The sequence below is a fragment of the Betaproteobacteria bacterium genome (assembly GCA_009377585.1).
Taxonomy (GTDB): domain Bacteria; phylum Pseudomonadota; class Gammaproteobacteria; order Burkholderiales; family WYBJ01; genus WYBJ01.
The window spans coordinates 1-26,066 of record WHTS01000029.1; the positions used below are offsets into that span (position 1 = coordinate 1).

General features: G+C 65.2%; 22 protein-coding genes and 1 pseudogene. 9 read left to right on the top strand and 14 right to left on the bottom strand.

Going from position 1 to position 26,066, the window contains the following annotated elements; genetic code table 11:
* The 5 genes and pseudogenes from cas3u to GEV05_11715 all read right to left on the bottom strand — a co-directional run.
* Window positions 1-1,765 (bottom strand): type I-U CRISPR-associated helicase/endonuclease Cas3 (cas3u, locus tag GEV05_11695; protein ID MPZ44048.1); only part of this gene is annotated, 1,765 nt, incomplete at its 3' end.
* Between the two features lie 555 nt (window positions 1,766-2,320).
* A complete protein-coding gene (locus GEV05_11700; protein MPZ44049.1) occupies window positions 2,321-2,530 on the bottom strand; it encodes a hypothetical protein in 210 nt (69 codons plus the stop codon).
* Between the two features lie 89 nt (window positions 2,531-2,619).
* Window positions 2,620-2,901 (bottom strand): hypothetical protein, encoded by a 282-nt coding sequence (locus GEV05_11705; GenBank protein MPZ44050.1) that lies wholly within the window; start codon window positions 2,899-2,901, stop codon window positions 2,620-2,622.
* Window positions 2,902-2,979: 78 nt separating this feature from the next.
* Window positions 2,980-4,389, bottom strand: coding sequence for a winged helix-turn-helix transcriptional regulator (locus GEV05_11710; GenBank protein ID MPZ44051.1), 1,410 nt, complete (start codon window positions 4,387-4,389; stop codon window positions 2,980-2,982).
* Window positions 4,390-4,728: 339 nt separating this feature from the next.
* A pseudogene (locus GEV05_11715) lies at window positions 4,729-4,824 on the bottom strand (hypothetical protein).
* 1,039 nt (window positions 4,825-5,863) lie between these two features.
* Between GEV05_11715 and GEV05_11720 the strand changes: the two are divergent.
* From GEV05_11720 to GEV05_11730, 3 genes are all read left to right on the top strand, one after another.
* Window positions 5,864-6,085, top strand: a complete 222-nt coding sequence (locus GEV05_11720) for an AbrB/MazE/SpoVT family DNA-binding domain-containing protein (GenBank protein MPZ44052.1) — start codon at window positions 5,864-5,866, stop codon at window positions 6,083-6,085.
* 10 nt (window positions 6,086-6,095) lie between these two features.
* A complete protein-coding gene (locus GEV05_11725) occupies window positions 6,096-6,572 on the top strand; it encodes a type II toxin-antitoxin system death-on-curing family toxin (GenBank protein MPZ44053.1) in 477 nt (158 codons plus the stop codon).
* A gap of 79 nt (window positions 6,573-6,651) precedes the next feature.
* Window positions 6,652-7,527 (top strand): hypothetical protein, encoded by an 876-nt coding sequence (locus tag GEV05_11730; protein MPZ44054.1) that lies wholly within the window; start codon window positions 6,652-6,654, stop codon window positions 7,525-7,527.
* Between the two features lie 83 nt (window positions 7,528-7,610).
* On the opposite strand, the gene GEV05_11735 is transcribed toward GEV05_11730, so the two are convergent.
* The 3 genes from GEV05_11735 to GEV05_11745 form a co-directional block, all read right to left on the bottom strand.
* Window positions 7,611-8,765 (bottom strand): DUF1501 domain-containing protein, encoded by a 1,155-nt coding sequence (locus GEV05_11735; GenBank protein MPZ44055.1) that lies wholly within the window; start codon window positions 8,763-8,765, stop codon window positions 7,611-7,613.
* A 21-nt stretch (window positions 8,766-8,786) separates the two neighbouring features.
* On the bottom strand, window positions 8,787-10,355 hold the full coding sequence (locus GEV05_11740) for a DUF1800 family protein (GenBank protein ID MPZ44056.1): 1,569 nt from the start codon (window positions 10,353-10,355) through the stop codon (window positions 8,787-8,789).
* A 103-nt stretch (window positions 10,356-10,458) separates the two neighbouring features.
* Window positions 10,459-10,752 (bottom strand): hypothetical protein, encoded by a 294-nt coding sequence (locus GEV05_11745; protein ID MPZ44057.1) that lies wholly within the window; start codon window positions 10,750-10,752, stop codon window positions 10,459-10,461.
* 394 nt (window positions 10,753-11,146) lie between these two features.
* Here GEV05_11745 and ompR point away from each other — a divergent pair, with 394 nt between their 5' ends.
* From ompR to GEV05_11760, 3 genes are all read left to right on the top strand, one after another.
* Window positions 11,147-11,893, top strand: coding sequence for a two-component system response regulator OmpR (gene ompR / locus GEV05_11750; protein MPZ44058.1), 747 nt, complete (start codon window positions 11,147-11,149; stop codon window positions 11,891-11,893).
* A 31-nt stretch (window positions 11,894-11,924) separates the two neighbouring features.
* Complete coding sequence (locus GEV05_11755; GenBank protein ID MPZ44059.1) at window positions 11,925-13,250, top strand: HAMP domain-containing protein; 1,326 nt, start codon at window positions 11,925-11,927, stop codon at window positions 13,248-13,250.
* Window positions 13,251-13,327: 77 nt separating this feature from the next.
* Entirely contained in the window at window positions 13,328-13,768 is a 441-nt protein-coding gene (locus tag GEV05_11760; GenBank protein MPZ44060.1) for a host attachment protein, read from the top strand.
* Between the two features lie 6 nt (window positions 13,769-13,774).
* Here GEV05_11760 and GEV05_11765 read toward each other — a convergent pair whose 3' ends face one another.
* The 5 genes from GEV05_11765 to GEV05_11785 form a co-directional block, all read right to left on the bottom strand.
* Complete coding sequence (locus tag GEV05_11765; protein MPZ44061.1) at window positions 13,775-14,380, bottom strand: cyclic nucleotide-binding domain-containing protein; 606 nt, start codon at window positions 14,378-14,380, stop codon at window positions 13,775-13,777.
* Complete coding sequence (thpR, locus tag GEV05_11770; GenBank protein MPZ44062.1) at window positions 14,287-14,859, bottom strand: RNA 2',3'-cyclic phosphodiesterase; 573 nt, start codon at window positions 14,857-14,859, stop codon at window positions 14,287-14,289. The genes GEV05_11765 and thpR overlap by 94 nt, the downstream gene beginning before the upstream one ends.
* Before the next feature lie 63 nt (window positions 14,860-14,922).
* Window positions 14,923-15,402: a 2-C-methyl-D-erythritol 2,4-cyclodiphosphate synthase gene (locus GEV05_11775; GenBank protein ID MPZ44063.1), complete on the bottom strand. Its 480-nt coding sequence runs from the start codon at window positions 15,400-15,402 to the stop codon at window positions 14,923-14,925.
* Complete coding sequence (locus GEV05_11780) at window positions 15,393-16,103, bottom strand: 2-C-methyl-D-erythritol 4-phosphate cytidylyltransferase (GenBank protein ID MPZ44064.1); 711 nt, start codon at window positions 16,101-16,103, stop codon at window positions 15,393-15,395. Before GEV05_11780 ends, GEV05_11775 begins: the two co-directional genes overlap by 10 nt.
* A 41-nt stretch (window positions 16,104-16,144) precedes the next feature.
* Complete coding sequence (locus GEV05_11785) at window positions 16,145-16,411, bottom strand: hypothetical protein (protein ID MPZ44065.1); 267 nt, start codon at window positions 16,409-16,411, stop codon at window positions 16,145-16,147.
* Between the two features lie 495 nt (window positions 16,412-16,906).
* On the opposite strand from GEV05_11785, the gene amrB reads away from it, so the two are divergent.
* Complete coding sequence (amrB, locus tag GEV05_11790; GenBank protein MPZ44066.1) at window positions 16,907-18,322, top strand: AmmeMemoRadiSam system protein B; 1,416 nt, start codon at window positions 16,907-16,909, stop codon at window positions 18,320-18,322.
* Window positions 18,323-18,340: 18 nt separating this feature from the next.
* Entirely contained in the window at window positions 18,341-19,423 is a 1,083-nt protein-coding gene (gene amrS, locus GEV05_11795) for an AmmeMemoRadiSam system radical SAM enzyme (protein ID MPZ44067.1), read from the top strand.
* Between the two features lie 6 nt (window positions 19,424-19,429).
* Here the strand turns inward: amrS and GEV05_11800 are convergent, their stop codons facing one another.
* A complete protein-coding gene (locus GEV05_11800) occupies window positions 19,430-20,701 on the bottom strand; it encodes an aminotransferase class I/II-fold pyridoxal phosphate-dependent enzyme (GenBank protein MPZ44068.1) in 1,272 nt (423 codons plus the stop codon).
* A gap of 305 nt (window positions 20,702-21,006) precedes the next feature.
* Between GEV05_11800 and mfd the strand changes: the two genes are divergently transcribed.
* Window positions 21,007-24,558, top strand: a complete 3,552-nt coding sequence (gene mfd / locus GEV05_11805; GenBank protein ID MPZ44069.1) for a transcription-repair coupling factor — start codon at window positions 21,007-21,009, stop codon at window positions 24,556-24,558.
* Window positions 24,559-26,066 lie beyond the last annotated feature (1,508 nt).

Genomic DNA, 26,066 nt, shown 5'->3' on the forward strand with positions numbered 1-26,066 from the left:
CTAGCGGGCGCGAAAGCGCTGGCCGCAAAGGGACTGCCGTGCTACACGCCTGTATTGCGTGCGCGAAACCGGTATCGGCAACCGTATTGGCGAGGAGGTTAAGAAGCGCTCGTGGACTGGCATCACCATTGAGGCGCTCTAGCAGAGAAATCCGCTCTTTGTAGAGAATGGTTGGCGCCCAGTCCTCGCGATACTTCGCAAGCGCTTCCTGGTAGTTGTCCTCCGCCTTCTGCTGCCTCTTCTGCTTGTCTTTGAATAGCTTCAAAGCTTCCTTGTAATCGGCTTCCTCTCGGTTGAATCGGGAGATTGCCTGAGAGTAAGCACCGTACTCTTCAGTCGTCGCCTTCTTGCCAGGCTTCTTGGGCTTGACGGGCTTCGACGGATCAGAGAGTGCCGCGATTTGCAGCTTATCGGGCAGCTTGGTCTTGGGTGCTTCTGGTGGCGGAGCAACGATAAGGATGTCAGCCGAAACCCTACCGCGCCGATTTACTCGTCCGAAGCGCTGCACCATGCGCTCCCAGGCAACCAGGTCGCAGACAAGGTGATCGGCGTCGAGATCCACGCCGACTTCACCGGCAGAGGTCGCCACCAGATACGTCGCCGAGCCGAGATTCGACTTTGAGTCGGCAAGAAAGCCAAGCGCTTCAAGCCGCTTCTGCGCCTGCTGGCGCTCGCAGACTCGCCGCGCGCCGACGAACAGCTCGATACGCTCTTGAACTGCTACAGATACACGAACTTCGTGCTGCTCCTTGCTCTCTCCCTTGGCCTTCCTCATTTCCGTCTTTGCGCGCCTGATAAGCCGGTCTAGGAGATCGTCAAAAGCTCTCTGTGCATCATCGCGCCTGTCGCAATAGATCAGACACCGCACGTCGTTCACACCCTCGCCGGAAACTTCCCACGCCCGCTCCGCAATCGCCTGAGGCAAGTTTCTGGTGCCGGCCGTTTCGATGCGCAAGCGCTTGACGGCATCTAGTCTCTTCCGCGTTCGCTTGGCCCCTTCGTCGGCAGGATCGTCGTAATCCTGCGCTTCCAGCGCGAACACATCTGCGCCCGAGTTGCGGTTGGTGGCCGACAACGGGAGCACCTTAAATTCCGGAATTCGCTTGCGATCCTCCTTGGTGTGTGCACCGTAAACATGCGGCCCGCTCGCAATCGTGGCCAGCAGCGCCTCAAAAGGCGGCACAAGATGCGCTTCGTCTAGCATGACCAGCGAGTCGGCACCTAAGAGGCCCGCGTGATAGGGTCGCATCCTACGGCTCACCCCGTAGCCTTCGAACAGCAGCCGTGAGCCGATCATGTCCACAGTGCCAACGATGATCGCGGGTCGGCTGGGGTTTTCCAGCCACTCGCGATTGTCCACGAACTGACCGCGCAAGGTGGAGATGGCAAGCTTCTGATCTTCGGTGAAGCCAAGGGCGGTGCGCAGTTCATTCGCTGCCGGTGTCGCCAAGGCTTCACGCAGCTTTTCAGCGAAGATCGTGGACTGGTCCACTACGGCCCTTCGGTCAACGACATAGACCAGGCGCCTTGGGAGACTGGGCGCTGCTTGATTTCGCATCTGCCATGCAAAGCCGATGAGCCAAACAGCCATGACCGCTGTCTTACCCAGGCCGGTCGGGATACTGACTGCCTCGGGCAAACTGCCAGATACGAAATGTGTACCAAACAGACGTGCCTGCCACGGCATCGGCGGATATCCCGTCAGCGCGAGGAAGGAACTCGTGAAGAACTTGCCAGCCTCCAATTGTTCATGCCTGATCGTCATCACTGGCTTCCAGTTGCGTTGGTCGGCGACACGAGTCGCGTCGAGATATGGCCGGGTGGGCGAACCCAAGTTCTGTGTGGCTCATCGCTCCTCCACGCTTCTCAATCTTGGACGGCGCTCGCGTACCTGGCATATCTCGGTGCGGGGAAGATCGCCGCTCACTTCCGTTTCCCCTTCTTCAAACCGCTCTCCCCAGACATCCATAAGCAACGGCAAGTCGTTCCGATCGGCAGCGCGTAACACAATCAATACTCGGTCCTGTCAGGCTCAGCCGTTGGCGCAAGCCGCACAGGCGCAAGGTCGAGCCGCCGCAGAATCTCGCGCAACTCGCGAGCAAGCGTCGGTACCCTGAAAAAATCAGGCGGCTGGTGTCGCCGACGATCACGTTCGTGCGCCGCCAGCCGGCGCTCTGCGGCACGAGATCGCCGCAGATCAGCCGATGAAATTGACGCAGTAACGCGTCGTCGAGGCTGGCCTTAGGAAATTCGCCATCCTCGAGGCGGCGTTCCAGGGCAAGGACCCTGCGCGCCAGGTGCGGTGCGAGCTCGGTATAGCTCAGGATTCCGAGGCGGGTCTCGACGTATCGGCCAGCGTGTCGAGGCGCATGAGCTCCGCCTTCATCGTCTCCAGATCCACGGGTTCGCCCTCCAAGGCCATGCTCTCGGCCACGTTGAGAGGAATGCGGTCGCGCCGCATGCGGGTCCGTGCTGCCTCCGGGAGGCTGCGCCAGCGCTCGATTGCCTGTTTCCAGTCCACGGGCGGCATTGTGGGCGCCCATGGAAGGAGGCTCAAGCTTCTCTTGTCGCGCGCTACTGCCTAAGAGCGTAAGCAATTTTCCGATCCACTTCAGCATGTCAGGCCGATGAGTTCCTGATTACTTCCAGGCCCAGCACCTCCGGACTGTGATCGAGCACGTCGCGCCCGTTGAGTTTGTAGAATGCTGCCAACTCATCCGCAGCGATGGTGACGGATAGGTCGTCGTGCCTGATCTCGTAGTCGGTGAAGTGCTCACGGTCGTGGTAGACCCGGAACATCGTGGCGCCGTCGAACGTGCGGATCAGCACGCCTCGCACGCCCGCTGCTGACTGCACCTCCGTCGTTTGCCTGCCGTAGAGATATCTACTGCTCGCTGCCATACGCCCTCACTCATCCGCTAGCCGAAAGGACCTTCCAAAGAACTCATTGGCCTCCAATGGGGTCATGCGAGAGCACCATCAGGGTCGTACCTCCCACCGCCCGCCCTTGTCCGGACCGATCCGGCGCAGACGGCCGTCTTCCTTCAGTCGCCGGATGTGCCACTCGGCACCCTTGGGTGTAATGGCCGCGCCCTTCGCCAACTCGACTGTGGCGATTGCCGGGTTTGCCCGAAGCAGCTCCACGATTTTCTCCCTAGTTTTCTCCCTAGTTTTCTCCGCCGCTCCAACGCGGCCCGACGCTGGCTCTGGAGGAACAGGTGCTCTTCTCCGAACCGTCGCGACGAAAAGGCACCCATCCCGGTCGTCCAGGAATTCGATTTCAGGCCAGGATTCAAGTGCTCGGGGCACACCGGAGCCGAGCCCGCGATAAGGCAGAAGCCCTTTGGCCACGTAACTCGCGAGGATCGGATTGCGCAGGTTGGAGTTGCCCGCGCGAATATTGTCGACCGTCAGGTTGTTCGGCAGATAGCCGGGGCTGATGATCTCGATGCGATTGTTGAACACGAAGAGGCGAATCGGCGCACTGATGAGATAGTCCCGGTGCACCAGTGCGTTTACCAACAATTCCTCGAACACGACGGGCGGGATCTCGGGTAAGCCCGGATCGTTGACGCCACGCCCCGCCTGGATCTTGTGGAGATTGCGCAGCACGAAGGCAAGCGCATCATCGAAGACCCGGCGCATCGGCCCACTGAAATCCTCGGTGTCGTCGTAGCTCGTGGTATGTATGTCGTTTCCGGGATACTTCACCGCCTTGACGACGAACTGCGGCTTGAAGCGCTCCGGCTGCTCGCCGAAAAGCAGCAGGCCTGCCAGGTTCAGGACGCCATCGCCGGTGGCGAGCTTCATATTCCTCAGAAGTTTTCGCCGCTCGGCCGAAGCAGCCGGGAATGCGCGGCCGTACACGTCGCGTAGAAAGTCGCGAAAGCGCAACTTGTCCAGCGCATCGAGTCCGGCCCGCGTCGGAAGCTCATCGGCATGGAACTGGTCGCTCGTTTGGAATAGGCGCCGCAATTCCTCCTTCGAATTCACCCGCCGCTTGTCCGCTCCTGCTTTGAGCCAGATCACGCCGTTGCGGTCGAAGTACGGCTTGTCGATCCCCTTGGGAACGGTGAGCATGATCACGAGGCGGCCGTTGCCGAGTGGCACGTTCCGAGTCTGTACCGTGATAGGGCTGCGCACCGCGTGGCTGGCGGCATTGCCGATGAGCTGATTAAGGCGCCTCACGTCGTCGCGCGAAAGACCGGGCGCCACGCCGTCGTCGGCTACGCCGATGAAAATCGTGCCGCCCTCGGAATTGGCGAACGCGACCATCTCGGAGGCCAGCGAATTGCCGTTGTGCACGTCCCGCTTGAACTGGCGCGTGCCATCCTCGCCGAGAGATATTGCAGCGAGTGCCGACGGCAAGGCTACGCGCGTTCGAATCATCGCGCCGGAAAGCCAGAGCCGTCCGGAAAGCACGCGGGGTCGGTCACGTCGTTCGCGATGATCCCAACAGACGAGGGGGTGAAAACACCAAGCGGCGCGCCCCGGAAACATGGCGCATGCATCGATGCGTCCGGCACGGGCTCGTCGGAGCACGCGTCCAGCATACGGCGCTGCATAGTTCCTCCCTGCCGCAAATTGTAGACCGATTGCCATGCATCGGTCATTGCTCGCATTATGCGGATCGAGAGGCTCACCAGATGAGCCTGCCGAAGGGATTTGGCGTCACGACTTCCGTACGCGTCTGGCCGCGAATGGAATCGGGCGGGTCGATAACCGAGCTCAGCCGTCCTTACCCAGACAGCATTTCTTGTACTTCTTTCCGCTGCCGCAGGGGCAAGGATCGTTGCGTCCGACCTTCGGACCTTCGCGCACGAAGGGCAGCACCGGCTCGCCGAGATCGTCCTCGTCAGCCTCGTCTTCCTCGCGCGCCCAGCGTTTCTGGCGCTCGACGATGGCGGACGGCTCGTAGAATTCCCATGGATCGTTGCGCTCGTGCCACTCGGGACGATCCTTGGCAGACCCGTAGGCTTCGGTCACCTCCTTCCCGGTGAAGAACACTGCCGGACCGGCTTGTTGCTTCGCCAAGTTACGCAGGAGCGGGCGGTAGCGCTCGCGCGGGAAATCGAGCAGACGGTTGCCCGTTGCTAGGCGCATGTCCCAGTCGTCAGACTCATCGGCGGCAATGCCTGCCACCCAGTCCAGCGCAGCATCGAGCGCATCTGCGCCGCCGCGTTCGGCCATGGCCAGAACCGAGCCAACCGCCTGGCTGCGCATGTACCAGTCGACACCACGGTCATGCCCAAGCTCACGCAGCGCCGATAGCAGCGATTCGGGCTTTTTGCGGAAGAAGATCGGCCAGTGTCCTGCGAGCCAATCCTGGATGTCTTCGTCGTTCGCCCGTTCCATCCGGCGCATGAACGATACGAGCAGCCGGCCGGCTCGCTCGCCTTCCATGAGCCCGAGAATCATGACCGCGTGCAGCTGCAGCCACCATTCTCCGTTCGTGCCCGGATCGCTCCATCGCCGATCCGGGGCGATCAACGTGGCGAGGCGCTCGACCATCGCTTCGCCGCGTGCGGCGCACTCGTCGATGAGTGCGCGGGGCGCCCGGTCCTCGTTCTGGATCAGCAGGTCGATCAGTGCATCGGGATCCCGTGATGCCAGGTCGGCTGCGTCGTATGCCGGCAGCGGCGTCGCGCCGGCTGTCGTGAAAGTCCCCTCTTGTTTGCCTTCCGTCTGGTTCACCATGTTGCCTTCCGAGCGAGCCCATTTGCGATTCACCCGGAAGTGTAAAAGACGAGCGATCGGGTGACACATGTGAGCGGGCTTCACCGCGAAAGTCGCGCTCCTGATTCAATTCGGGCCGAAACGCCCACGTATAACAAACGTTATAATCGCCCGCGGAGGTGCCGCAATGAAGATCAAGATCACGACCGTAGGCAATTCCGCGGGAATTGTCCTGCCAAAAGAGCTGCTTGCGCGGCTGCGCGTCGGCAAGGGCGACGAGCTTTATGCGACCGAGCTGTCCGACGGCATCAAGCTGAGCCCGTTCGATCCGAAGCTCGCGGAGCAGATGGAGGTTGCGGAGCGCATCATGCGCAAGGACCGCAACGTACTCCGCAAACTGGCCAAGTAGGTCAATCGTCATGACCGTCTGGTTGCAGAAAGATCTGCTGCTGGCGATCCACGCCCGGCAAGTCGCGGAGCACGGCGGGAGCCACGGGATACGCGACGAAGCACTTCTCGAATCGGCGCTTGCTCGACCGCAGCAACGGGCCGCATACGGAGACCCTGAACCGGATCTCGCGAATCTGGCTGCAGCGCTTGCATACGGGCTGGCACGCAACCACGCGTTCGTCGATGGCAACAAGCGTACGGCGCACGTTGCCTATCGGACGTTTCTCGTCCTCAACGGAGCCGATGTCGTCGCGGCCGACGAAGAGAAATACGTCGCCATGATGGCGCTTGCCGAAGGCAAGCACTCCGAGCGGGAGTTTGCGGCCTGGCTGCGAGAACGCCTGCAGTCTCCGACCCGGCACAAGGCTCATGAGCCGGCAGCGACGTACCAAGCCAAGAGCAGAGGACAGCGCGAAGCGGCGGCTCGAAGACGCTCCGCGCGTTGAAGGGTGCGATTGACTTGGTAGCATTTGCGCGATAGAACAATAGCATTCGCCCAGCGAACCGCCCGAAGGGAGAAGGACGATGCATCCGCTGCACCCCAGGCAGAACATTGCCGGCATCGCAAACAAGGCGAAGACGGCGATACGGCAAAAGCCGAAAATCACCGACTCGGCCGTAATCAGCGCCGCGCGCTCGCGCGCTCAAGCTGGCTTGCACAAGTTTCAACGCCTCCCGATCGGTGCCTCCCCGGTCGCGGTGGCCTTTCAGCACTATTTGCAGGACCGTCTGAGCAACGGCGAGGACATCGAGGATTTCGTGCAAGAGGTGAAGCAACGAGCCGAGGAGGAGATCGACAAGCGTCGGCACATCGTGTCCGCGCTTGCCGAAGCGATGGAGCTGTGCAGCAGCAAGGACAGGCTCCCCCGGCTTCGCACCGACGTGCTCCAGCCCGCCCGAGCGCGACGGATCAACGGAACACAAGCCTGGGACAAGGTCACGGAAATATTCGCTACGCCGTACCCGTTCCTGTCGTGGATCGAACGCCGTACGGGTCCGTTTACCATTGGCCTGGCCATGCAGGTCGAGGGCGGCGCAGGAGTCGGCGGCGGCATGACGACCGGTATATCCGGGCTGCGCCATTGCGCTTTAGGCTGTTACTTCCAGCAATATTCGGTCTGCGTCGGAGCGGTTGCAGAAGCGGAGATTGCGCTGCAGCTCTCGGTTTCAGCGGGCAGGCCGGCATCTGGGGTCAGTTGGGGCGTCGAAACGGGCGCGGGCGGCGGTGTCAATGCCACCGTGTCGGTTACCGCCTCCTTCACGCCGAGCCTGCACCGCCCCAGCCTGCGCGAGTCGTGGATCTGCGACTACGAATTCGACGGTCTTGCCGTAAGCATCGGTGGAGGCGGCGGTCTCGATATCGGCGTTGCACTCGGTGCCACGTTCTCCGCCGCCTTGTGAGACAAACCTTGGTAGCGGCCAATTCCGGCGCCTGCCTCGCGGCGATCGCCTGCGCGGCCTGAGCCCCGCGGAGGGTGTCGCACTCAAGTGCGAATCACATCCAGCGGCCGAAATCTCCCCCCGAGCGGTCCATACGAATCGATGCCCCACCAGCGCTCGAGCACGGTGGCATAGAGCTCGCGGAAATCGACGGCGAATGGCAGATTGCCGGTTCCGTCCAGCCGGTCGAGCGCAGGCGCCGCGCCATACAGTCCGCCGCTGACGCGGCCGCCGGCGAGGAAATGCACGGAGGCAGTCCCGTGATCGGTGCCGCCGCTTGCGTTCTGCCGCGGCCGGCGTCCGAACTCGGCATAGGTCATCACGAGCGCGTCGTCCCAGCGACCCAGCTCGACCAGCGCCTGCTTCAGCGCCGCCATGCCATCGGCGAACGTCTGCAGCAGCCGTGCGTGCACGCCGGCCTGGTTGCTGTGCGTATCGAACCCGTTGAGCGAAAGCTTGACCGCCGCAACGCCCGCGCGCGCCGCAATGACCTGGGCTGCGGTGCGAACGCCATTGCCGAATCCGGTGCGCGGGAATTGCGTTTGAAACGCATGACCGGTGTCGAAACGCGCCGCCGCCTGCACGATATCGCGCTCCACCCGCAGGATGTGACGAAGTGCGGCGTTGCTCGCATGCTCGGCGGGCGTCGCGAGCCGCGCCTGGCGCAGGAACCGCTCGGTGCTTGCCAGCGCAATCACGCGCGCGGTCGAACCTGCGAGAGGGCCGAGGTCGTGGCCGCCGACCACCACGCCGTCAGCCGCGAACTCGCGCGGCGCGGGCGCTTGCCGGAACGTGCGGCTCAACCAGCCTTCGTCGAGATACTGGTCGGACTTCGACGCCGTGTCCCAGATCTCGATCGAGCGGAAGTGCGACAGGTTCGGCCCGGGATAGCCGATCCCCTGCACGATCGCGAGCTCGCCGGATTGCCACAACGGCAGCAGCGGCTTCAGCGCGGGATGCAAGCCGCTGCGCTCGTCGAGCTGCAGTACCTGGTCGCGCGCGATGGCCAAGCGCGGGCGCAGCGCATAGTAGTTCTCGTCGGCGTACGGCACGAGCGTATTGAGTCCGTCGTTGCCGCCTTTGAGCTCGATCAGCACCAGCAGCTGCCGATACGTCGAAGCCGGCGCATCCCCGTAAGCCGGCAACGAGAGCGCGAGCGGTAATGCGCCGAGCGTTCTTACGAATTCGCGTCTATCCATGGCAGCCTCGCATTCTCACCGCTACTTCAGTTGATAGACAGGATCGAGCGCCAGCTGGCGCACCAAGGCCAGCTGGTCCGGCGCGCGCGTGACGGGATTCAGCGGTCGCGCGGGCAGCATCGCCGCTTCGATCTCGTCCACCGTGCCGCGCTCGAGCTGCGACGCCCAACGCGCCGGGTCGAACCGGACCGATCGCATCGCTTTCTGGTAACGGGTGGGCGCGGGCGCGGCCATCGCATTCGCATTTCCGGCCATCGCATTTCCGGCCATCGCATTTCCGGCCATCGCATTTCCGGCCATCGCATTGCCAGTCATCGAATTTCCGGCCATCGAATTTCCGGCCATCGCCGCCGGTGTTGCCGTCGCAGCCGAAGGGCTGCGTTCGCCATTCCGAAACAGCCGCTCCATGATCTGCTTGCGCGCGAGCAGCGTGCCGGCGTTGATCCAAGCTTCGCCGCCGGGCCAGCCTTTCACATTGGGTGGCGCCATCAGATCCTGCCCGAGCTGACGGCTGATGACGACGAAGGGATACACGTCGCCGACATCGAAGCGAAATTGCCGCAATGTTCCGACCAGCAGCTCCACGGGCGACTTCACCAGGGTTGCGCGATTGGCTTCTGCGAAGAACGCCTCCGAGGTCAGCAACGCCCGCATCGCCGCGCGGACGTCGTAGCCTGTACGGCGGAATATGTCGGCCAGGCGACGGATCTCGTCCGGATCGGGATCGGGCGAGACGAACTCGCGCCAAAGCTTGCGCACGATCGACTCGGCCGTTTGCGGTTGCGCAAGCAGGATATCGAGCACTTCGTCGCCGTCGAAGGCGCCGCTGCGGCCGAGAATCGTCTTCACCCCGCCGTCATGCAAGGCGGGCCGGAACCGGAACGCGCCGGTCTCACCGTCGATCCCCCAGCCGGTAAAAGCGCGCGCGGCTTCCTTCACGTCCTGCTCGCTGTAGTTGCCTTCGCCGAGCGTGAACAGCTCCATCACCTCGCGGGCGAAGTTCTCGTTGGGCTTGCCCTTGCGGTTCGAGGCGTTGTCCAGGTACAGGATCATCGCCGGATCGCGCGCGACGGCATGCAGCATGTCGCGGAAGCTGCCGAGCGCGTGGCGGCGCAGCAGCAGGTTCTGTCGATACATGAGACGCGTCGGGCGCACTTTGCGCAAGCTGGAGACGAAGTGGTTGTGCCAGAAAAGCGTCATGCGCTCGGTGAAGGACGAGGGTGTGGCAAGCATTTCGCCGAACCACCATCCGCGCAGCGCCTGGCCCTGCTCGATCGTGTGCCGCAACCGGGCGCGCCGGTCCTGCGGGCTCATGGCGCGCAGCTCCGAGCGCGGCGTCCAGCGGTCGAGCTCAGGGCTCGGGTGCGTGCTGGGCGCCGTTCGCGCGCTGTCCAGCAGCCAATCCACGGCTTCGCTGCGAGTGAGCCCGGCAAGCGCCCGAACCTCGCCGGGCGCAGCATGAAAGCTCGTCCGCAGCAACAGGTGGCGCGCCTCCTCGGGGCCCATCGGCATCGATGGCTGCGCACTGGCCGCGATCGCCAGCAGCATGCCGATGACGGCCATCGCGATCTGCCCGAGCCTGCTCACCATTCGAGGTTCACGCCGATCTCGGCTCGCCCGATGGAACCCGGCCAGCGCGATCTGCCCGAGTCTGCCTCCCATGCCGAATCGCTGTGCGCGCATGGGACGCCTCTCAGCGCCTTTCCCGGCCCTGGCGATAGATCTCGCGATTCGCGCGCTGCAGATCGCGATTGAGCTCGCGGTGCTCGTCCGGGGTCAGCGACTCGCGTTGCTGGCGATCCGCTTCGCGGCGGCGCTCGCGCTGCTCGCCCCGACGGTTGTCCCGGCGATTGTCGCGGCGCTGAGCATCACGGTCCCTGTCGCGCTGGGCCACGACGAGCGGATCGTCGCGATCAGCGGGTTGCGCCTGCGCCGCGGGCAGCCCGATGCACCAGGCAAGCGCAGCGATTGCCATCCATCGCCACATGACCGACTCCCTCGTGCTCGCCCGTGCTCCGCCATCGGCGCAACGTGCGGGCGGTTCGGCACTGGCTCGTGATGCCGGCTCCTTCGTGCTCGTACGCGCCACGCCATGGGGAATTCGTGCGCGCTCATTATAGGCAACGCCGGAGCTCGGCGCGGCGACATCGGATGTGGCGTAGGAATTTGTCATGGACGGATGGTTGCAACCGGCGATGCCGAGCATACTGCATACTGCGCCGAATGCAGCGGTTCGGCCGCAATCGGTCTGTAACAGTTTGTTAGCCCGCAAAGCCATGCAATAAACTGTTACAGCGCGCTCGCGCCGCGCCGCAGTCCGGCGCGTATTCTGCGTCATCGAAAACCGCGGCGGCGGGGCTAAGGAGCGAAGGCGGACGAGCATGACGGAAAAAAGAACCAAGATCCTGGTCATCGACGACGATCTGAGGTTGCGCGACCTGCTGCATCGGTACCTGAGCGAACAGGGTTTCGCGGTCCAGACCGCGCCCGACGCGGGCGCGATGGATCGGCTGCTCAATCGCGAGCTGTTCGATCTGCTGGTGCTCGATCTGATGCTTCCGAACGAAGACGGCCTGGCGGCCTGCCGGCGCCTGCGCGGAGCCGGCAATACGGTTCCGATCATCATGCTGACCGCCAAGGGCGACGAGGTCGATCGCATCGTCGGGCTCGAAATGGGCGCCGACGACTATCTGCCCAAGCCTTTCAACCCGCGCGAGCTGGTGGCGAGAATCCACGCGGTGCTGCGCCGGCGCCAACCGCCGCCCCCGCCCGGGGCGCCGGCGCTGGAGGAGCAGGCGGTGAGCTTCGGCGCCTTCACACTCGATCTCGGCACGCGCACGCTCACGCGCGGCAAGGAGGAAGTGCCGCTCACGACCGGCGAGTTCGCGCTGCTGAAGGTGCTGGCGACCCATCCGCGCGAGCCGTTGTCGCGGGACAAGCTGATGGAGCTCGCGCGCGGACGCGAATTCGAGGCGTTCGACCGTTCGATCGACGTGCAGATCTCGCGGCTGCGGCGCCTGATCGAGCCCGATCCAGCCCGCCCCGCGTTCATCCAGACGGTCTGGGGATTCGGCTACGTGTTCGTGCCCGATGGCCGCAAGCGCGAGGAAAAACCGGCCAAGGGATGAGCAGTCCAGCCCGCAGCCGCAGCCGAACGTCATGATCGCGCCCGCTGCCCTGTTGCCGCGCTCGCTGTTATGGCGCACCTTTCTCCTGATCACGCTGCTGCTTCTGGTGAGCCTGATCGCGTGGATTACGGTAGTTGATCTCTCCGAGCGCGAGCCGCGCGCCCAGGCAGCGGCACGCTGGATCGTCAGTATCGTCAACCTGACGCGCGCCGCGCTCATTACTGCTGCGCCGGATAAGCGAATCCCGCTGCTGCGCGATCTGTCGCAGCGCGAGGGCATCCGGGTCTACTCGTCGAGCGACCACGAAGAACCGCTGCTCGATCTGCCCGACTCGGCGCGCAACCGCATCATCCTGCGCGAGGTGCAGGATGATTTGGGCGACGACACGCAGCTCAAGCTCGAGCAGGAGGGCGTCTCCAGTTTTCTGGTCAGCTTTCGCATCGACGATGAGCAATACTGGCTCGCGTTGCCGCGCGGGCGCATCGAGCGCCCGATCCGTTGGGAATGGATCGGCTGGAGCGCGCTGGCGGCATGGCTCGCCATGCTCGGCGCCTGGTACATCGTTTCTCGCATCAACTCGCCTCTGCGCGCTCTGACCGATGCTGCCGCGGCGCTCGCCGGGGGCGAGCGCCCGCAGCCGATGGCGGAGACGGGAGCCACCGAGCTGAGAACCTTGGCCGGCGCATTCAACCGCATGACGGCGGCGTTGCAGCAGGCCGAGACCGAGCGCGCGCTGCTGCTCGCCGGCGTATCGCATGACTTGCGCACACCGTTGTCGCGGCTGCGGCTCGCGGTCGAAATGAGCATCGATCACGACTCGGCGATGAAAGCCGGCATGGTGCAGGATATCGAGGACATGGACGCCATCATCGACCAGTTCCTCGACTTCGCCCGCGACCAATCCGGCGAGGGCATCGAACCGGGCGGCGACCTGAACGCGATCGTGCGTTCGGTCGTGGCGCGCTACGAGCGCCGGCAACAACCCGTAAGCGCACGCCTGAGCGAGCTTCCGCCGATACCGCTGCGCCCGGCTGCCATCCAGCGCCTGCTCGTCAACCTGATCGAAAACGCGCTGCGCCACTCCGGCACTGCGGTGGAGGTCGAAACCCGCCTGGAAGACGGCAATGTCGTAGTCGCAGTGGGCGATCGCGGCCCCGGCATTGCAGCCGGCGAGGCACAGCGCATGCTGCAGCCGTTCACGCGCATGGAAGCTTCGCGTAGCGGCGCCACCGGGTCGGGTCTCGGGCTTGCCATCGTCCAGCGCATCGCGGCGCTGCACCGCGGGCGCGTCGAGTTGTTGCCACGGCCGGGAGGCGGCCTGGAAGCGCGTGTGACCTTGCCGCTGCCGCCCGGGTGAGAATGCCGGAGAGGAATTCCCCCGACCGTGGCGGGTCTCACGGGAAGCATCCCGCGTCCCTGGAAAAGGAGGACTGAATGGCACGCACCTGGATTCTCGTCGCCAACGCCTCGCAAGCAAGCGTCTACCTGAACGAAGGTCCGAACAAGGGCCTCACACGGCTGAAGACGCTGGAGCATGCAGCCAGCCGTGAGAAGGGCGCCGATCTCACCACCGACCGGCCTGGCCAGCAGCAAGGACCGAATGCCGGGCGCGGCTCCTTGGTCGGAGCCAAGTCGCCGAAGGAAGTCGAGGCCGAGCGTTTCGCTCTGCAAGTTGCGCGCGAATTGGACCACGGACGCACGAAAAATGCGTATCAGCGCCTGATCCTGGTCGCCTCACCGCATTTCATGGGACTGATCAATCAGCATCTCGATGCTCATGTGCGGCAACTCGTGAGCGATTCGATCGAGAAGGACTACACCAAGATCAGCGAAAAGGAGCTGACCGGGCACCTGGAGGGGTGCATTTTTCTCTGATTTCGTTCAGTGCACGCGCACCGTCGTGCTTCGCAGCCGCAGCGACAGGATGCGAGCCAATGCAAACGCCAGGTCGCGCGCCAGCGCGGGCGCAGCCGCCGCAAGCGCCGCGTAGCCTTCGAACGGCAGGACGAGCAATTCCCCGGTCGCATGCGCCCAGACGTTGGCCGAGCGCGGCAGGCCGTCGAAGAACGATTGTTCGCCGAACACGCTGCCGGTCGGAATGCGGGCGAGCGACGTGAAGCTCATGCCACCGATGTACGCACCGCCCACTTCGTACTCGCCCGCGACCGTGAAATACAGGCAGCGCTCCTCGGTACCCCGGGCGATGATGATTTCGCTCGCCGCCACGCGACGCAACGTCGTGCGCGAGAGCAGCGCCATCCAATCCGGCTCGGACCAGTGCGGAAGCAGCAACGCATCGGCCGACGGCGTAACCGCCGCGCGCGAAGCGTTCATGAACACGTGCGCATATTCCAAGCGCTTTCCTCCGGGAGTTGCCAGGCGAGCATAGCGGCTCAGTCGGCAAGCGTCCAGCGCTCGAGCGGCTGGTAAACGAGCCGGCCCCCACTGCGCACCGATTGCACCAGCGCGAGGGTATCGACCTGCCATAGCAGGGACGCAACGCGAACACCGGCTGGCGCCCGGCGCGCCGCGCGCAGCAACGTCACGTGCGCGAAATAAGGGCGCTCCTCGATGCGAAATCCCGCCCCGGCAAGGCGCAGCGCCAGTGCCCCCGCCAACGCGGACAATGGCGCCGGCATGGATTCGGCCGTCGCGTACACGATCCGGTTGTGGGGCCAGTAGCCGACGCGATCCAGCACGAGCTCGAAGCGCTCGGCAACGATCTCCTGCGCCAGCACAGCGAGCTCGGGTAAGCGGCCGCGATCGATCTCGCCCAGGAACGCAAGCGTTGCGTGCAGATTCTCGCGCCGCACGAGCCGGCCTTCCGTGCTCGCGCGGCAGGCTTGCGCCCAGCCGAGGAGCTCGCTTCGAACCGCTTCGGGCGGCCAGAGCGCGAAGAATGCACGCAGCCTGGGCTCTGCGTCCGCAGACCGCATTCCGGCCCGGGCGCTGGCATCAGGGCACATCAGGTGCCTCCGAACGATGTAGCTCCCGCGTCCGAAGGCCGCATTCCGACCCGCGTCTCGGCATCAGGGCGTGGCGAGCGGGCGCAATAAGGCGATCGCTTCGGCTGCGATGCCTTCGCCGCGTCCGATCGCGCCGAGCCGCTCCATGGTCTTCGCTTTCACGTTCACGGCGCATTCGCCCCCGATGCACTCGCGCAGCCGCTGCTCCATGCGCGGAATATGAGGCGCCATGCGCGGCGCCTGCGCGATGATGGTCGCATCGACGTTGAGCGCCTCCCAGCCGCTTGCGCGCACGCGCCGCATCACCTCGGCGAGCAGCGCCATGCTGTCGGCGTCGCGGTAGCGTGGATCGGTGTCGGGAAAGTGGCGGCCGATATCGCCCAGCGCGGCGGCGCCGAGCAGCGCGTCGCAGATCGCGTGCGCCAGCACGTCCGCATCGGAATGGCCGATGAGGCCTTTGTCATGCGCGATTTCGACGCCACCGATCACGAGCTTGCGTCCGCTCCCCAGCGCGTGCACGTCGAACCCCTGCCCTATCCGCATCGGTCCTCCGCGCGGCTCGCCAGGATCTGCTCGGCGAGCGCGATGTCCTCGGGGTATGTCACCTTGATGTTGGTGGCGGCGCCGGGCACCAGGCGCGGGCGCAGGCCGAGCGCCTCGATCGCAGCCGACTCGTCGGTCGGATTGGACGATCGCGTCTTGTACAACGCCTCGACCAGCAGGCCGTAGCGAAACATCTGCGGGGTAAGCGCACGCCACAGCGCGTCGCGCGGCTGGGTCGATACGACCCGATCGGCCGGGTCGGCGCATTTCAGCGTATCTGTGACCGGTAAGGCGAGCAGACCGCCGACGTCGTCCGCATCCGCTTCGCCCAGCAGCCGGTCGAGCTCCGCGCGGGTGAGGCACGGCCGTGCCGCGTCGTGCACCAGGATCCAGTCCTGCGGCTGGATGCGGTCGCGCAAGGCGACCAGCGCATTGAATACGCTGCACGCCCGGGTCGGCCCGCCGCAATACAACGGTGCGACGGCGCCGCCCAGCGCATTCCAATCGCAAGCGGCAAAGTCGCTATCCCCGGGGGCGAGCACGACGAACGTGCATTCGATGGAGGGGTGACCGGCGAGCGCGCGAACCGCGTGCTCGAGCATGCTGCGACCAGCTAGGGAAGAATACTGCTTGGGTTTCGCTGCACCGAAACGTGAACCGCTGCCGGCGGCGGGGACGATTGCGAAATGACCACCATCCATCCGGGTTTCAGCACTCGCTCCGCTTCAGCGCTCGCTCCGCTTCAGCGCTCGCTCCAATTGAGCTCGTCGGTTGCGATCAGCCAGTTGTCTTCGGCTTCGTTGCCATGCGTTGCGGCACGACCGGTGAGGAGTATCTCCATCTCGGCTTCCTCGAGCCGATCGCGGTCGGAATCGGTTTCCGCCCAATCGTCCAGATCGCGTTCCTCGGCAGCCAGGCCAAGCCGGGTGGGCCCCTGCTCGACCGCGATGGTTCTGCGCTTGAGCGACCGACGCGATGCGCCGGTGCGCGGAGCTGCTCTCGCTGGCATCGTCATCTCCTTTACCGTCTTCGCGGCAGCCGCCCGATCGGTTTCCGGACACCGGCCAACCGCATGGCCGCGGTCGCAATCGCTGTCCGTGACGCATTCGCGCCTGCAACTCGATTCCGACACGCGCAGCTTAGGCTTGTCCCGCGCCCGGCGCAACCGTCATCGTTGGCCTGGCGCTGTGCCTGACACGGACTCGTCTCGATCGACGACATCATCGCAATCCTGGCCGAGGAAATGAACGGGCTTGCGGCAACAGCCTGGGTGTATCCAGGGTGCATGGCTTCGTCAAGCCGTCGCGCGGCCACATCGCCATCTGCGGTGAGATCGGGCGAGGCACGACCGTGCGCTTCATGCTATGCCGGCGCGAGCGAGCGTCTGGACGCCGTGACTTGCACCCCGGGTGGTTCCGGGCGTATGGTCGCCGTAGCACCGGCTTGCGCTGCCTTGTCATCGGGCCGCGTCGCCGCCATTGGAGTGATCGACCCGAGAAAACCCATGCCCAGCACCCGACCACCGGCCGTTGCCGGAACGTTCTATCCCGCCGAGGCCCGCACCCTGGGTGCCGAGATCGATGCGATGCTCGCAGCTGTCGCCACGCGCCCCGAGGCGACAACGCCCAAGGCGCTGATCGTGCCGCACGCCGGCTATGTCTATTCCGGGCCAGTCGCGGCCTCGGCCTATGCGCGCATTGCGGGCGCGCGTGCACGCAATGTGAGCGCGCATCCGCGCAATGCGAGTGCGCATCCGCGCAATGCGAGTGCGCATCCGCGCATTCGCCGCGTCGTTCTACTCGGCCCGGTGCATCGCGTGCCGGTCCGGGGCCTGGCCTTGCCGGGCGTCGAGGCGTTCGAGACGCCGCTTGGCCGGGTCGCGCTCGACACGGACGCATGCACGCGGCTGCGCGCATTGCCGCAGGTTGTCGAGAGCCCGGCCGCTCACCGCCTGGAGCATTCGCTGGAGGTTCACCTGCCGTTCCTGCAGCGGGTGCTGGACGACTTCACCCTTGTGCCGCTCGCCGTGGGCGATGCAACCGCCGAAGAAGTCGCCCAGGTGCTCGATTCACTCTGGGGCGGGGACGAGACGTTGATCGTGATCAGCTCCGACCTCTCCCACTACCTGCCCTACGATCGGGCACGTGCGGTCGACAGCGAGACCGCCGCCATGATCGTCGCGCTGCGCAGCGACATCGAGCACGACCAGGCGTGCGGCGGAACACCCGTCAATGGCTTGACCTTGGTTGCGCAGCGCCGCGGACTTTCGATCGAGCTGCTCGACTTGCGCAATTCGGGCGACACCGCGGGCGGCCGTGAGCGCGTGGTCGGCTATGGCGCCTTCGCCGTCGCTGCCGAGGCGCGCATCGGTGCGGGCACCGGATCGACGCTGATCGGCATCGCACGCGCCGCGATCGGCGAAAAGCTCGGCGCTTCGGCGTCCGTTCATCGACCGGCACCGTGGCTCGAGCGCCCGGGTGCGACGTTCGTGACGCTGACGTGCGAGAACGCCTTGCGCGGCTGCATCGGCTCGCTCGAAGCGCGCAGGTCGCTCGCGCTCGATGTGCGCGAGAACGCCTTGGCGGCAGCGTTTCGCGATCCGCGCTTCAAGCCGTTGACCGCGCAGGAATGGGCTCGCACCTCGGTGGAGATTTCGTTGCTCTCGGCGCTGGAAGCGCTGCCGCTCGACGACGAATCGCAGGTGCTGCAGCGCCTGCGCCCCGGCGTCGACGGGCTCGTGCTGGAGTTCGGCCATCATCGCGGCACGTTCCTGCCGCAAGTCTGGGAGCAGCTGCCGGAACCAGCGTCGTTCCTGACGAATCTCAAGCGCAAGGCCGGCCTGCCGCCGGACTTCTGGGAGCCGGAAATGCGGCTTTCGCGTTACACCGTGAGCAAGTGGCGGGAGCAGGATCTCGCCTGATTCATGGACCGAGACGATATGGCAGGACACGATTATCCCGGGCGCTATTGGCATCTGCTCCCCGACGGGCGCATGCAGTGCGACCTGTGTCCGCGCGACTGCAAGCTGCACGAAGGCCAGCGTGGCGCGTGTTTCGTGCGCATGCGGCTGCGCAATCAAATGCTGCTCACGACCTACGGCCGGTCGTCCGGCTTTTGCGTCGACCCGATCGAGAAGAAACCACTCAACCAGTTCTATCCCGGCAGCTCGGTGCTCTCGTTCGGCACCGCCGGCTGCAACCTGGCGTGCAAGTTCTGCCAGAACTGGGACATCAGCAAGTCGCGCGATATGGACCGGCTGGCCGACGAGGCGTCGCCGCAAGCCATAGCCCGCGCCGCGCGCGACGCCGGATGCGCATCGGTTGCGTTCACTTACAACGATCCCGTCATCTTCGCCGAGTATGCGCTCGATGTCGCTACAGCGTGTCATGCCCATGACGTAAAGGCGGTGGCCGTGACGGCCGGCTACATCGGACGCGAAGCGCGGCGCGAGTTTTTCGCCCAGATGGACGCGGCCAACGTCGACCTGAAGGCGTTCACCGATGACTTCTACGTCAAGCTCTGCGGCGCGCGCCTGCAACCGGTGCTCGACACGCTCGTTTATCTCAAGCAGGAAACCCAGGTCTGGTTCGAGATCACGACCTTGCTGATCCCGGGCAAGAACGATTCGGACGCGGAACTGAGCGCGCAGTGCGAATGGATCATGCGCGAGCTGGGTCCGGACGTGCCGTTGCACTTCAGCGCGTTCCATCCCGACTACAAGATGACCGACATCGCACACACGCCGGCGGCGACGCTGACCCGCGCGCGTAACATCGCCCGCGCCGCGGGTTTACATTACGTCTACACGGGCAATGTGCACGACCGCGACGGCGGCACGACCTATTGCCCGCACTGCGATAGCGCGCTTATCGTGCGCGACTGGTACGAGATCCGCGACTATCGGCTCAATGCTAGAGGCACCTGTCCCGATTGCGGCGGTGCGATCGCCGGGCGCTACCGCAAGTTCGAAGGTCAGTTCGGCCGGCGGCGCGTGCCGATGAGAATTGGAACTGTGGCGTGAGTCGGTTCATACCGCAACCAGCGCTGCATCGAGATCGGCCACGATGTCGTCGATGTGCTCGATGCCGATCGAGAGTCGCACCGTTTCCTCGGTGACGCCGGCTTTCGCCAGCTCCGCAGGCGCAAGCTGCCGGTGCGTGGTCGAAGCCGGGTGACACGCGAGCGACTTGCAATCACCGATATTGACCAGCCGCACCACCAGTTTCAGCGCATCCTGGAAGCGCGCGCCGGCCTCGCGCCCGCCTTTCACACCGAAGGTGAGAATCCCGGAAGCGCGCCCGCCCATATATTTCTGCACCAGCGGATGATCGCTGTGCGCGGGCAGGCCGGCGTAGTTGACCCAGGTCACCTTCGGGTGTGCCTCGAGATACTGCGCGACCGCGAGCGTGTTCGCACAGATCCGGTCCATTCGCAGCGCCAGCGTCTCCACGCCTTGCAACACGAGGAAGGCATTGAACGGACTGATGGCGGCACCGGTATTGCGCAAAGGCACCACGCGCGCCCGGCCAATGTAGGCAGCCGGCCCGAGCGCCTCGGTATAAACCACCCCGTGGTAGGAGACGTCGGGCTCGTTCAGCCGGCGGAACCTGGCCTTGTGCTGCGCCCAGGGAAACTTGCCCGAATCGACGATCATGCCGCCGATCGAGTTGCCATGGCCGCCGAGGTACTTGGTGAGCGAGTGCACCACGATGTCGGCGCCGTGGTCGAAGGGCCGACAAAGGTAGGGCGTGGGAACGGTGTTGTCGACGATCAGCGGCACGCCGTGGCGATGCGCGATCTCGGCCAGGCGCTCGAAGTCCGTGATGTTGCCGAGTGGGTTGCCGATCGATTCGCAGAACAGTGCCTTGGTCTTGGTGTCGATCAGGCGCTCGAACGCACCCGGCTCGCGATAGTCGGCGAAGCGCGCTTCGATGCCGAACTGCGGCAGGGTATGCGCAAACAGGTTGTAGGTGCCGCCGTAGAGCGTGGAAGCCGACACGACGTTGTCACCCGCCTCGGCGATGGTCATGATCGAGTAGGTGACTGCCGCCTGGCCTGAGGCGAGCGCGAGGCCGGCAATGCCGCCTTCCAGCTCCGCCACCCGCTTCTCCAGCACGTCCTGGGTGGGATTCATGATGCGGGTGTAGATGTTGCCCTGCACCTTGAGGTCGAACAGATCGGCGCCATGTTGGGTGTTGTCGAAGGCGTACGAGGTGGTCTGGTAGATCGGCACCGCGACCGCCTTGGTGGTTGGCTCCGGCGAGTAGCCGCCGTGTACGGCGATCGTTTCGAATCTCATCGCGCATTCTCCTTGTCGAACCTGCGTGGTGAACGAAGCACCCTGGCGTGGAACCGCGGGCCAGTATACCGCCCGCGGAAAAAGGGGCCCGGAAAAAGGGGCCAGGCTCCGGGCCAGGCTCGATTATTTTCTCTTGCGAGCCTGGCCCCTTTTCCTCTTTCCCTGGAAAAGCGAGCCTGGCCCCTTTTCCGGAGAACGGGAGTGCGGGGAGATCGAGCAAGGCGGACGATATAATCGCAGCCGCTGGCGTCGTCCCGATGCGAGCTTGCGCCTGACGCCTCGGCGCCTCATCCGTTGGCTGAAGCATGATACTCAGTGCTCCCCCGCCCGCCGCCGGCATGCGGCATCGTTATTCCGGGCTCGCCGGCTCGGCCGACGCGCTTGCGCTCGCGGAGCTTGCGGCGAGCGGCCGGCCGCTGGTCGTGCTCACGGCGGGCGCCGCGGACGCGCAGCGCCTGACCCAGGAGCTGCCCTACTTCGCGCCGAAGCTGCGGGTGTTCATGCTTCCGGATTGGGAGACGCTGCCCTACGACCAGATCTCGCCGCACCAGGACCTGGTGTCCGACCGTCTCGCCACGCTCTACCACATGACGCAGCGGGCGTTCGACGTGATCACCGTGCCCGTCACCACCGCGCTCTACCGGCTCACTCCGGCGGAATATCTTGCCGGACGCACGTTCTTCCTCAAACAGAGACAGACGCTCGATCTCGAGCGCTTCCGCGCTCAACTCACCCTCGCCGGCTATAGTCACGTCACCCAGGTTGTCGCGCCGGGCGAGTATTGCGTGCGCGGCGGCTTGATCGATCTCTTCCCCATGGGCAGCGCGCTGCCCTACCGCATCGATCTGGAAGATCGCGACATCGAGAGCCTGCGCACGTTCGACGTCGACACCCAGCGCACGATCTACAAGGTCAATGACGTGCGCCTGCTGCCGGGGCGCGAGTTCCCGCTCGACGACGACGCGCGCGCGTACTTCCGGCGCCGCTTTCGCGAGCGCTTCGAGGGCGACCCGTCCAAGCGCGAGCTGTACAAGGCGATCGGCCGCGGTGGCGTGCCGGCTGGCATCGAATACTACCTGCCGCTGTTCTTCGAGCAGACGGCGCTGCTGACCGACTACATCCCGGCCGACACGCTGCTGTGCGTGCACGGTGACATCGGCGCATCGATCGCGCGCTTCTGGGAAGACACGCACGCACGCTATACGCTCATGCGCGGCGACCCCGACCGGCCGTTGCTGGAGCCGGCGGAGCTCTTCCTCGCGCAGGATCAGCTGTTCGGCGCGATCAAGCCGTTCGCGCGTATCGAGCTCGACACGCGGGCCGTCGCGGCCTCCGCAGTTCAGGCCGAGCCTGCACAGACGCGCATCGAGCCCGACGTTCCGGCCGCCGATGCCTCCGCAGTGCAGGCCGAACCTGCACAGGCGCGCGCGACCATCGCGTGCCCGACCGCGCCGCTGCCGCAGATCGCGGTAGAACGGCGTGCCGACGATCCGCTGCGACGGCTGAAGTCGTTCATCGAGCGCGTCGAAGGCCGCGTCCTGGTCGCGGCCGACAGCCTCGGACGGCGCGAGACGATGGCAGCCTACTTCGCCGAGTACGGCCTGCGCCTGCCGACTTGCGCCGACTATGCAGCGTTTCGCGCTCACGACGCCAAGGCGATGCTCGGCGTGGCGCCGCTTGCTGGCGGCTTCGTGCTCGACGCGGACGGCATCGCGATCGTCACCGAGAACGAGCTCTACGCCGCGCAGGCTCGCACGCGTGCCGCGCGCGAAGTCGGCAAGCGCATTTCCAGCGAAGCGATGGTGCGCGATCTGTCCGAGATCCGCATCGGCGACCCGGTGGTGCACGAAGGCCACGGCATCGCCCGCTACCAGGGCCTGCAGACGCTCGATCTCGGCGACGGCGCGAGCGAATACCTGATGCTCGAATTCGCCAACGCCGACAAGCTCTACGTGCCGGTCACGCAGTTGCACCTGATCGGGCGCTATGCCGGCGCCGCGGCCGACCAGGTCACGCTCTCCACGCTCGGCAGCGGGCAATGGGAGAAGGCCAAGCGCCGCGCCGCGCAGCAGGTACGCGACACTGCCGCGGAGCTCTTGCATCTCTATGCGCAACGTGCCGCGCGCAAGGGTCACAGTTTCAAGCTGAAGCCGCACGACTACGAAGCGTTCTGCGATGCGTTTCCGTTCGAGGAGACGACCGACCAGGCCGCCGCCATCACGGCCACGGTGTACGACCTGCAGGACGGCAAGCCGATGGACCGCCTGGTCTGCGGCGACGTGGGCTTCGGCAAGACCGAGGTGGCGCTTCGTGCCGCGTTCGTCGCGGTGATGGACGGCCGCCAGGTCGCGGTACTGGTGCCGACGACGCTGCTCGCCGAACAGCATTTCCAGACTTTCTCCGATCGCTTCGCCGACTGGCCCGTGAAAATCGCCGAGCTCTCACGCTTCCGCTCCGGCAAGGAAGTCGCGCGCACGCTGCAGGGTCTCGGCCGCGGCGAGATCGATATCGTCGTCGGCACCCACAAGCTGATCCAACCGGACATCAAATTCAAGCAGCTGGGGCTCGTCATCATCGACGAGGAGCATCGTTTCGGCGTGCGCCAGAAGGAGCGGCTGAAAGCGCTGCGGGCGGAAGTCGACGTGCTCACGCTCACCGCCACGCCTATTCCACGCACGCTCGCCATGGCCTTAGAAGGGCTGCGCGATTTCTCCGTCATCGCCACGGCACCGCAGCGGCGGCTCGCTATCAAAACCTTCGTTTCGCCTACCAGCGCGGGGCTCATCCGCGAGGCGTTGCTGCGGGAGCTGAAGCGCGGCGGCCAGGTGTATTTCCTGCACAACGACATCGACACCATCCAGCGCCAGGAGGAATCGCTCGCGCGCCTGGTGCCCGAAGCACGCATCCGGGTTGCGCACGGTCAGATGCGCGAGCGCGAGCTCGAGCAGGTCATGCGCGATTTCTACCAGCAGCGCTTCAACGTGCTGCTGTGCACGACCATCATCGAGACAGGCATCGACATCCCGACGTCCAATACCATCGTCATCAACCGTGCCGACCGCTTCGGCCTCGCCCAGCTGCATCAGCTGCGCGGTCGGGTCGGACGCTCGCATCATCAGGCGTATGCCTATCTGTTGATCCCGGACGAAGAGGCGATCACCACGCAGGCGCGCAAGCGCCTGGAAGCCATCCAGATGATGGAGGAGCTGGGCTCCGGGTTCTATCTCGCGATGCACGACCTCGAGATCCGGGGGGCGGGCGAAGTGTTGGGCGAGGGCCAGAGCGGCGAGATGGCCGAGGTCGGCTTCAATCTCTATGCTTCCATGCTGCAGTCCGCGGTGCAGGCATTGAAGCGCGGCCAGGAACCGGATCTCACCGAGCCGCTCGGGATCGCCACCGAGATCAATCTGCACTGTCCCGCACTGCTGCCGAGCGACTACTGCAGCGACGTGCACGAGCGCCTGGTGCTGTACAAGCGCATGGCGAGCTGCGAGAGCGTCGAGGCGCTCGACGAGATCACCGAGGAGCTGATCGACCGCTTCGGCCTGACGCCGCTGCCCACGCAGGTGCTGATCGAGATGCACCGCCTGCGCATCCTGGGCACACCGCTGGGCATCACGCGCATCGACGCCGGCTCCGAGATCGTGCAGCTGCAGTTCGGTCGTCACGCCGATATCGATCCGGCGCGCGTGATCCAGCTCGTCCAGACCCGCCGCAACTACCGCTTCGCGGGCCAGGACCGCCTGAGGATCGCGATTCCGGCCGGCGATATCGCGGTTCGCATTGCGGCGATCAAGGAAGCGTTTCGCGAGCTTGCAAGGCCGGTCCAGGCGCAGGCTGCGATGCGCGCGAGCTGATGCGCCGAGCGGCACGGAACATGCGCTCGAAGCGCTCGCGGTCGGCGACCGCATTGGCGCCGCGCAGCTCCGGCGCTCGCGTTGCGAGGTCCAGCCGCGTACCCGGATAGGCGGCGAGCAGCGCGAGCAGCGAAGACCATCCCACCCCCATGCGCTGCAGGTGGTCGGCCACGCGGAAATAGCGCAATCCCCAGTGGCCGGGACGCTCGGCCTGACTGCGCAACACCGCGAACGCGACCGGAAAGCCGAAGGTCGATTGCTCCGATGTGCCCGCGAGCGCGCTGCGCACCGTCAAGGCGAAACGCACGACCTGGTCCGAAGCGACGACTTCTCCGGTGCGATGCAGAGCCTCGATGACGTTGCCTTCCAGCACGCTCGCCAGGACCTCGGTGCGCTCGTGGTGCAGCTGTGCCACGGTCAGCTCGGCGTCGATCGTGACATCCGGATCGCCCAGCCCGAGGTGGTGCTGGCAGAAGCTCTGGAAGCGCGCGCCGTACGATGCGCTCGACACCGCCCAGGTGACGCGCACCATGCCGGCCGCAGCGAAACGGCGAAAGAGGTTCATCCAGCCGCGATTGTCGGGATGGTCGTAAGTCGTCTCCAGGCTCACGTCGATGTAGACGCTTTGCATGAGCTGGATGATCGATTCGCACAGGTAGAACGCTGCGCGCAACGCCAGCACGTCGTTGGGCAGCCAGGGCTGAGCATGGGATTGAGCGCCGACCTTGTGCTCGAGATATGGCCATTCGGGATTGAGCTGGCGATCGAGGAAGCGCAGCCTTTCATCGCACCGAATGTGATCGAGAATGCGGTCGAGCGCATCGCCGTGGCGCGTCACCGCGCCTTCGGCCAGCGCCAGGCGCGGATACCAGCGCTGGCGCAGCTCCTTGAACAAGCGCTCGATGTCGATGTCCGCGTCATCGTTGTCGCGCGTCACGTCCTGCGCCCGCGGCTCCTCGCTGCGGGCGCGCGCGACCGCACTTTGCAGCACGGTGTCGCCGATGTGCAGCCCGAGCCGGCGATAGCTCTCGAACTGCGGCTCGTCGAAGAACTGGTCGACCGTCGTCTGGTGCGGAAACTCGGGGTGCTCGTTGCGATACTGGGCGACGTCCTGCGGCTCGGCGCCGCATAGCGTCGTCTTGATGTAGAGCAGGTAGCCCACGCTGCCCGCGCGTGCCTGCACGCGATCGTAACGGATGAGCCCGAGCGCGCAATGGTGCGGACTTACGCGCGCATCGCCCTGGGGCACGAGCGCGCTGGTATCGATCTCGATGTCGACGCCGAGATCGATGCGACACTTGCGGATCGCGTTGCCCAGGTCTTCGAACGTGCTCCTGGGGTCGCAGCTCGCATCGCAGGCGACGATGAAGCGGCAGCGCCGGCGCACCAGCTCGTAGATGGCGAGATTCTCGAAGTGCCCGCCGTCGCTCAGGTAGACGAAGTCGCTGCTATCGTTCGACAGCCCGAACAATTCGCTCAGCAACGGCCGCAAGCTCTGGCTGGGACCC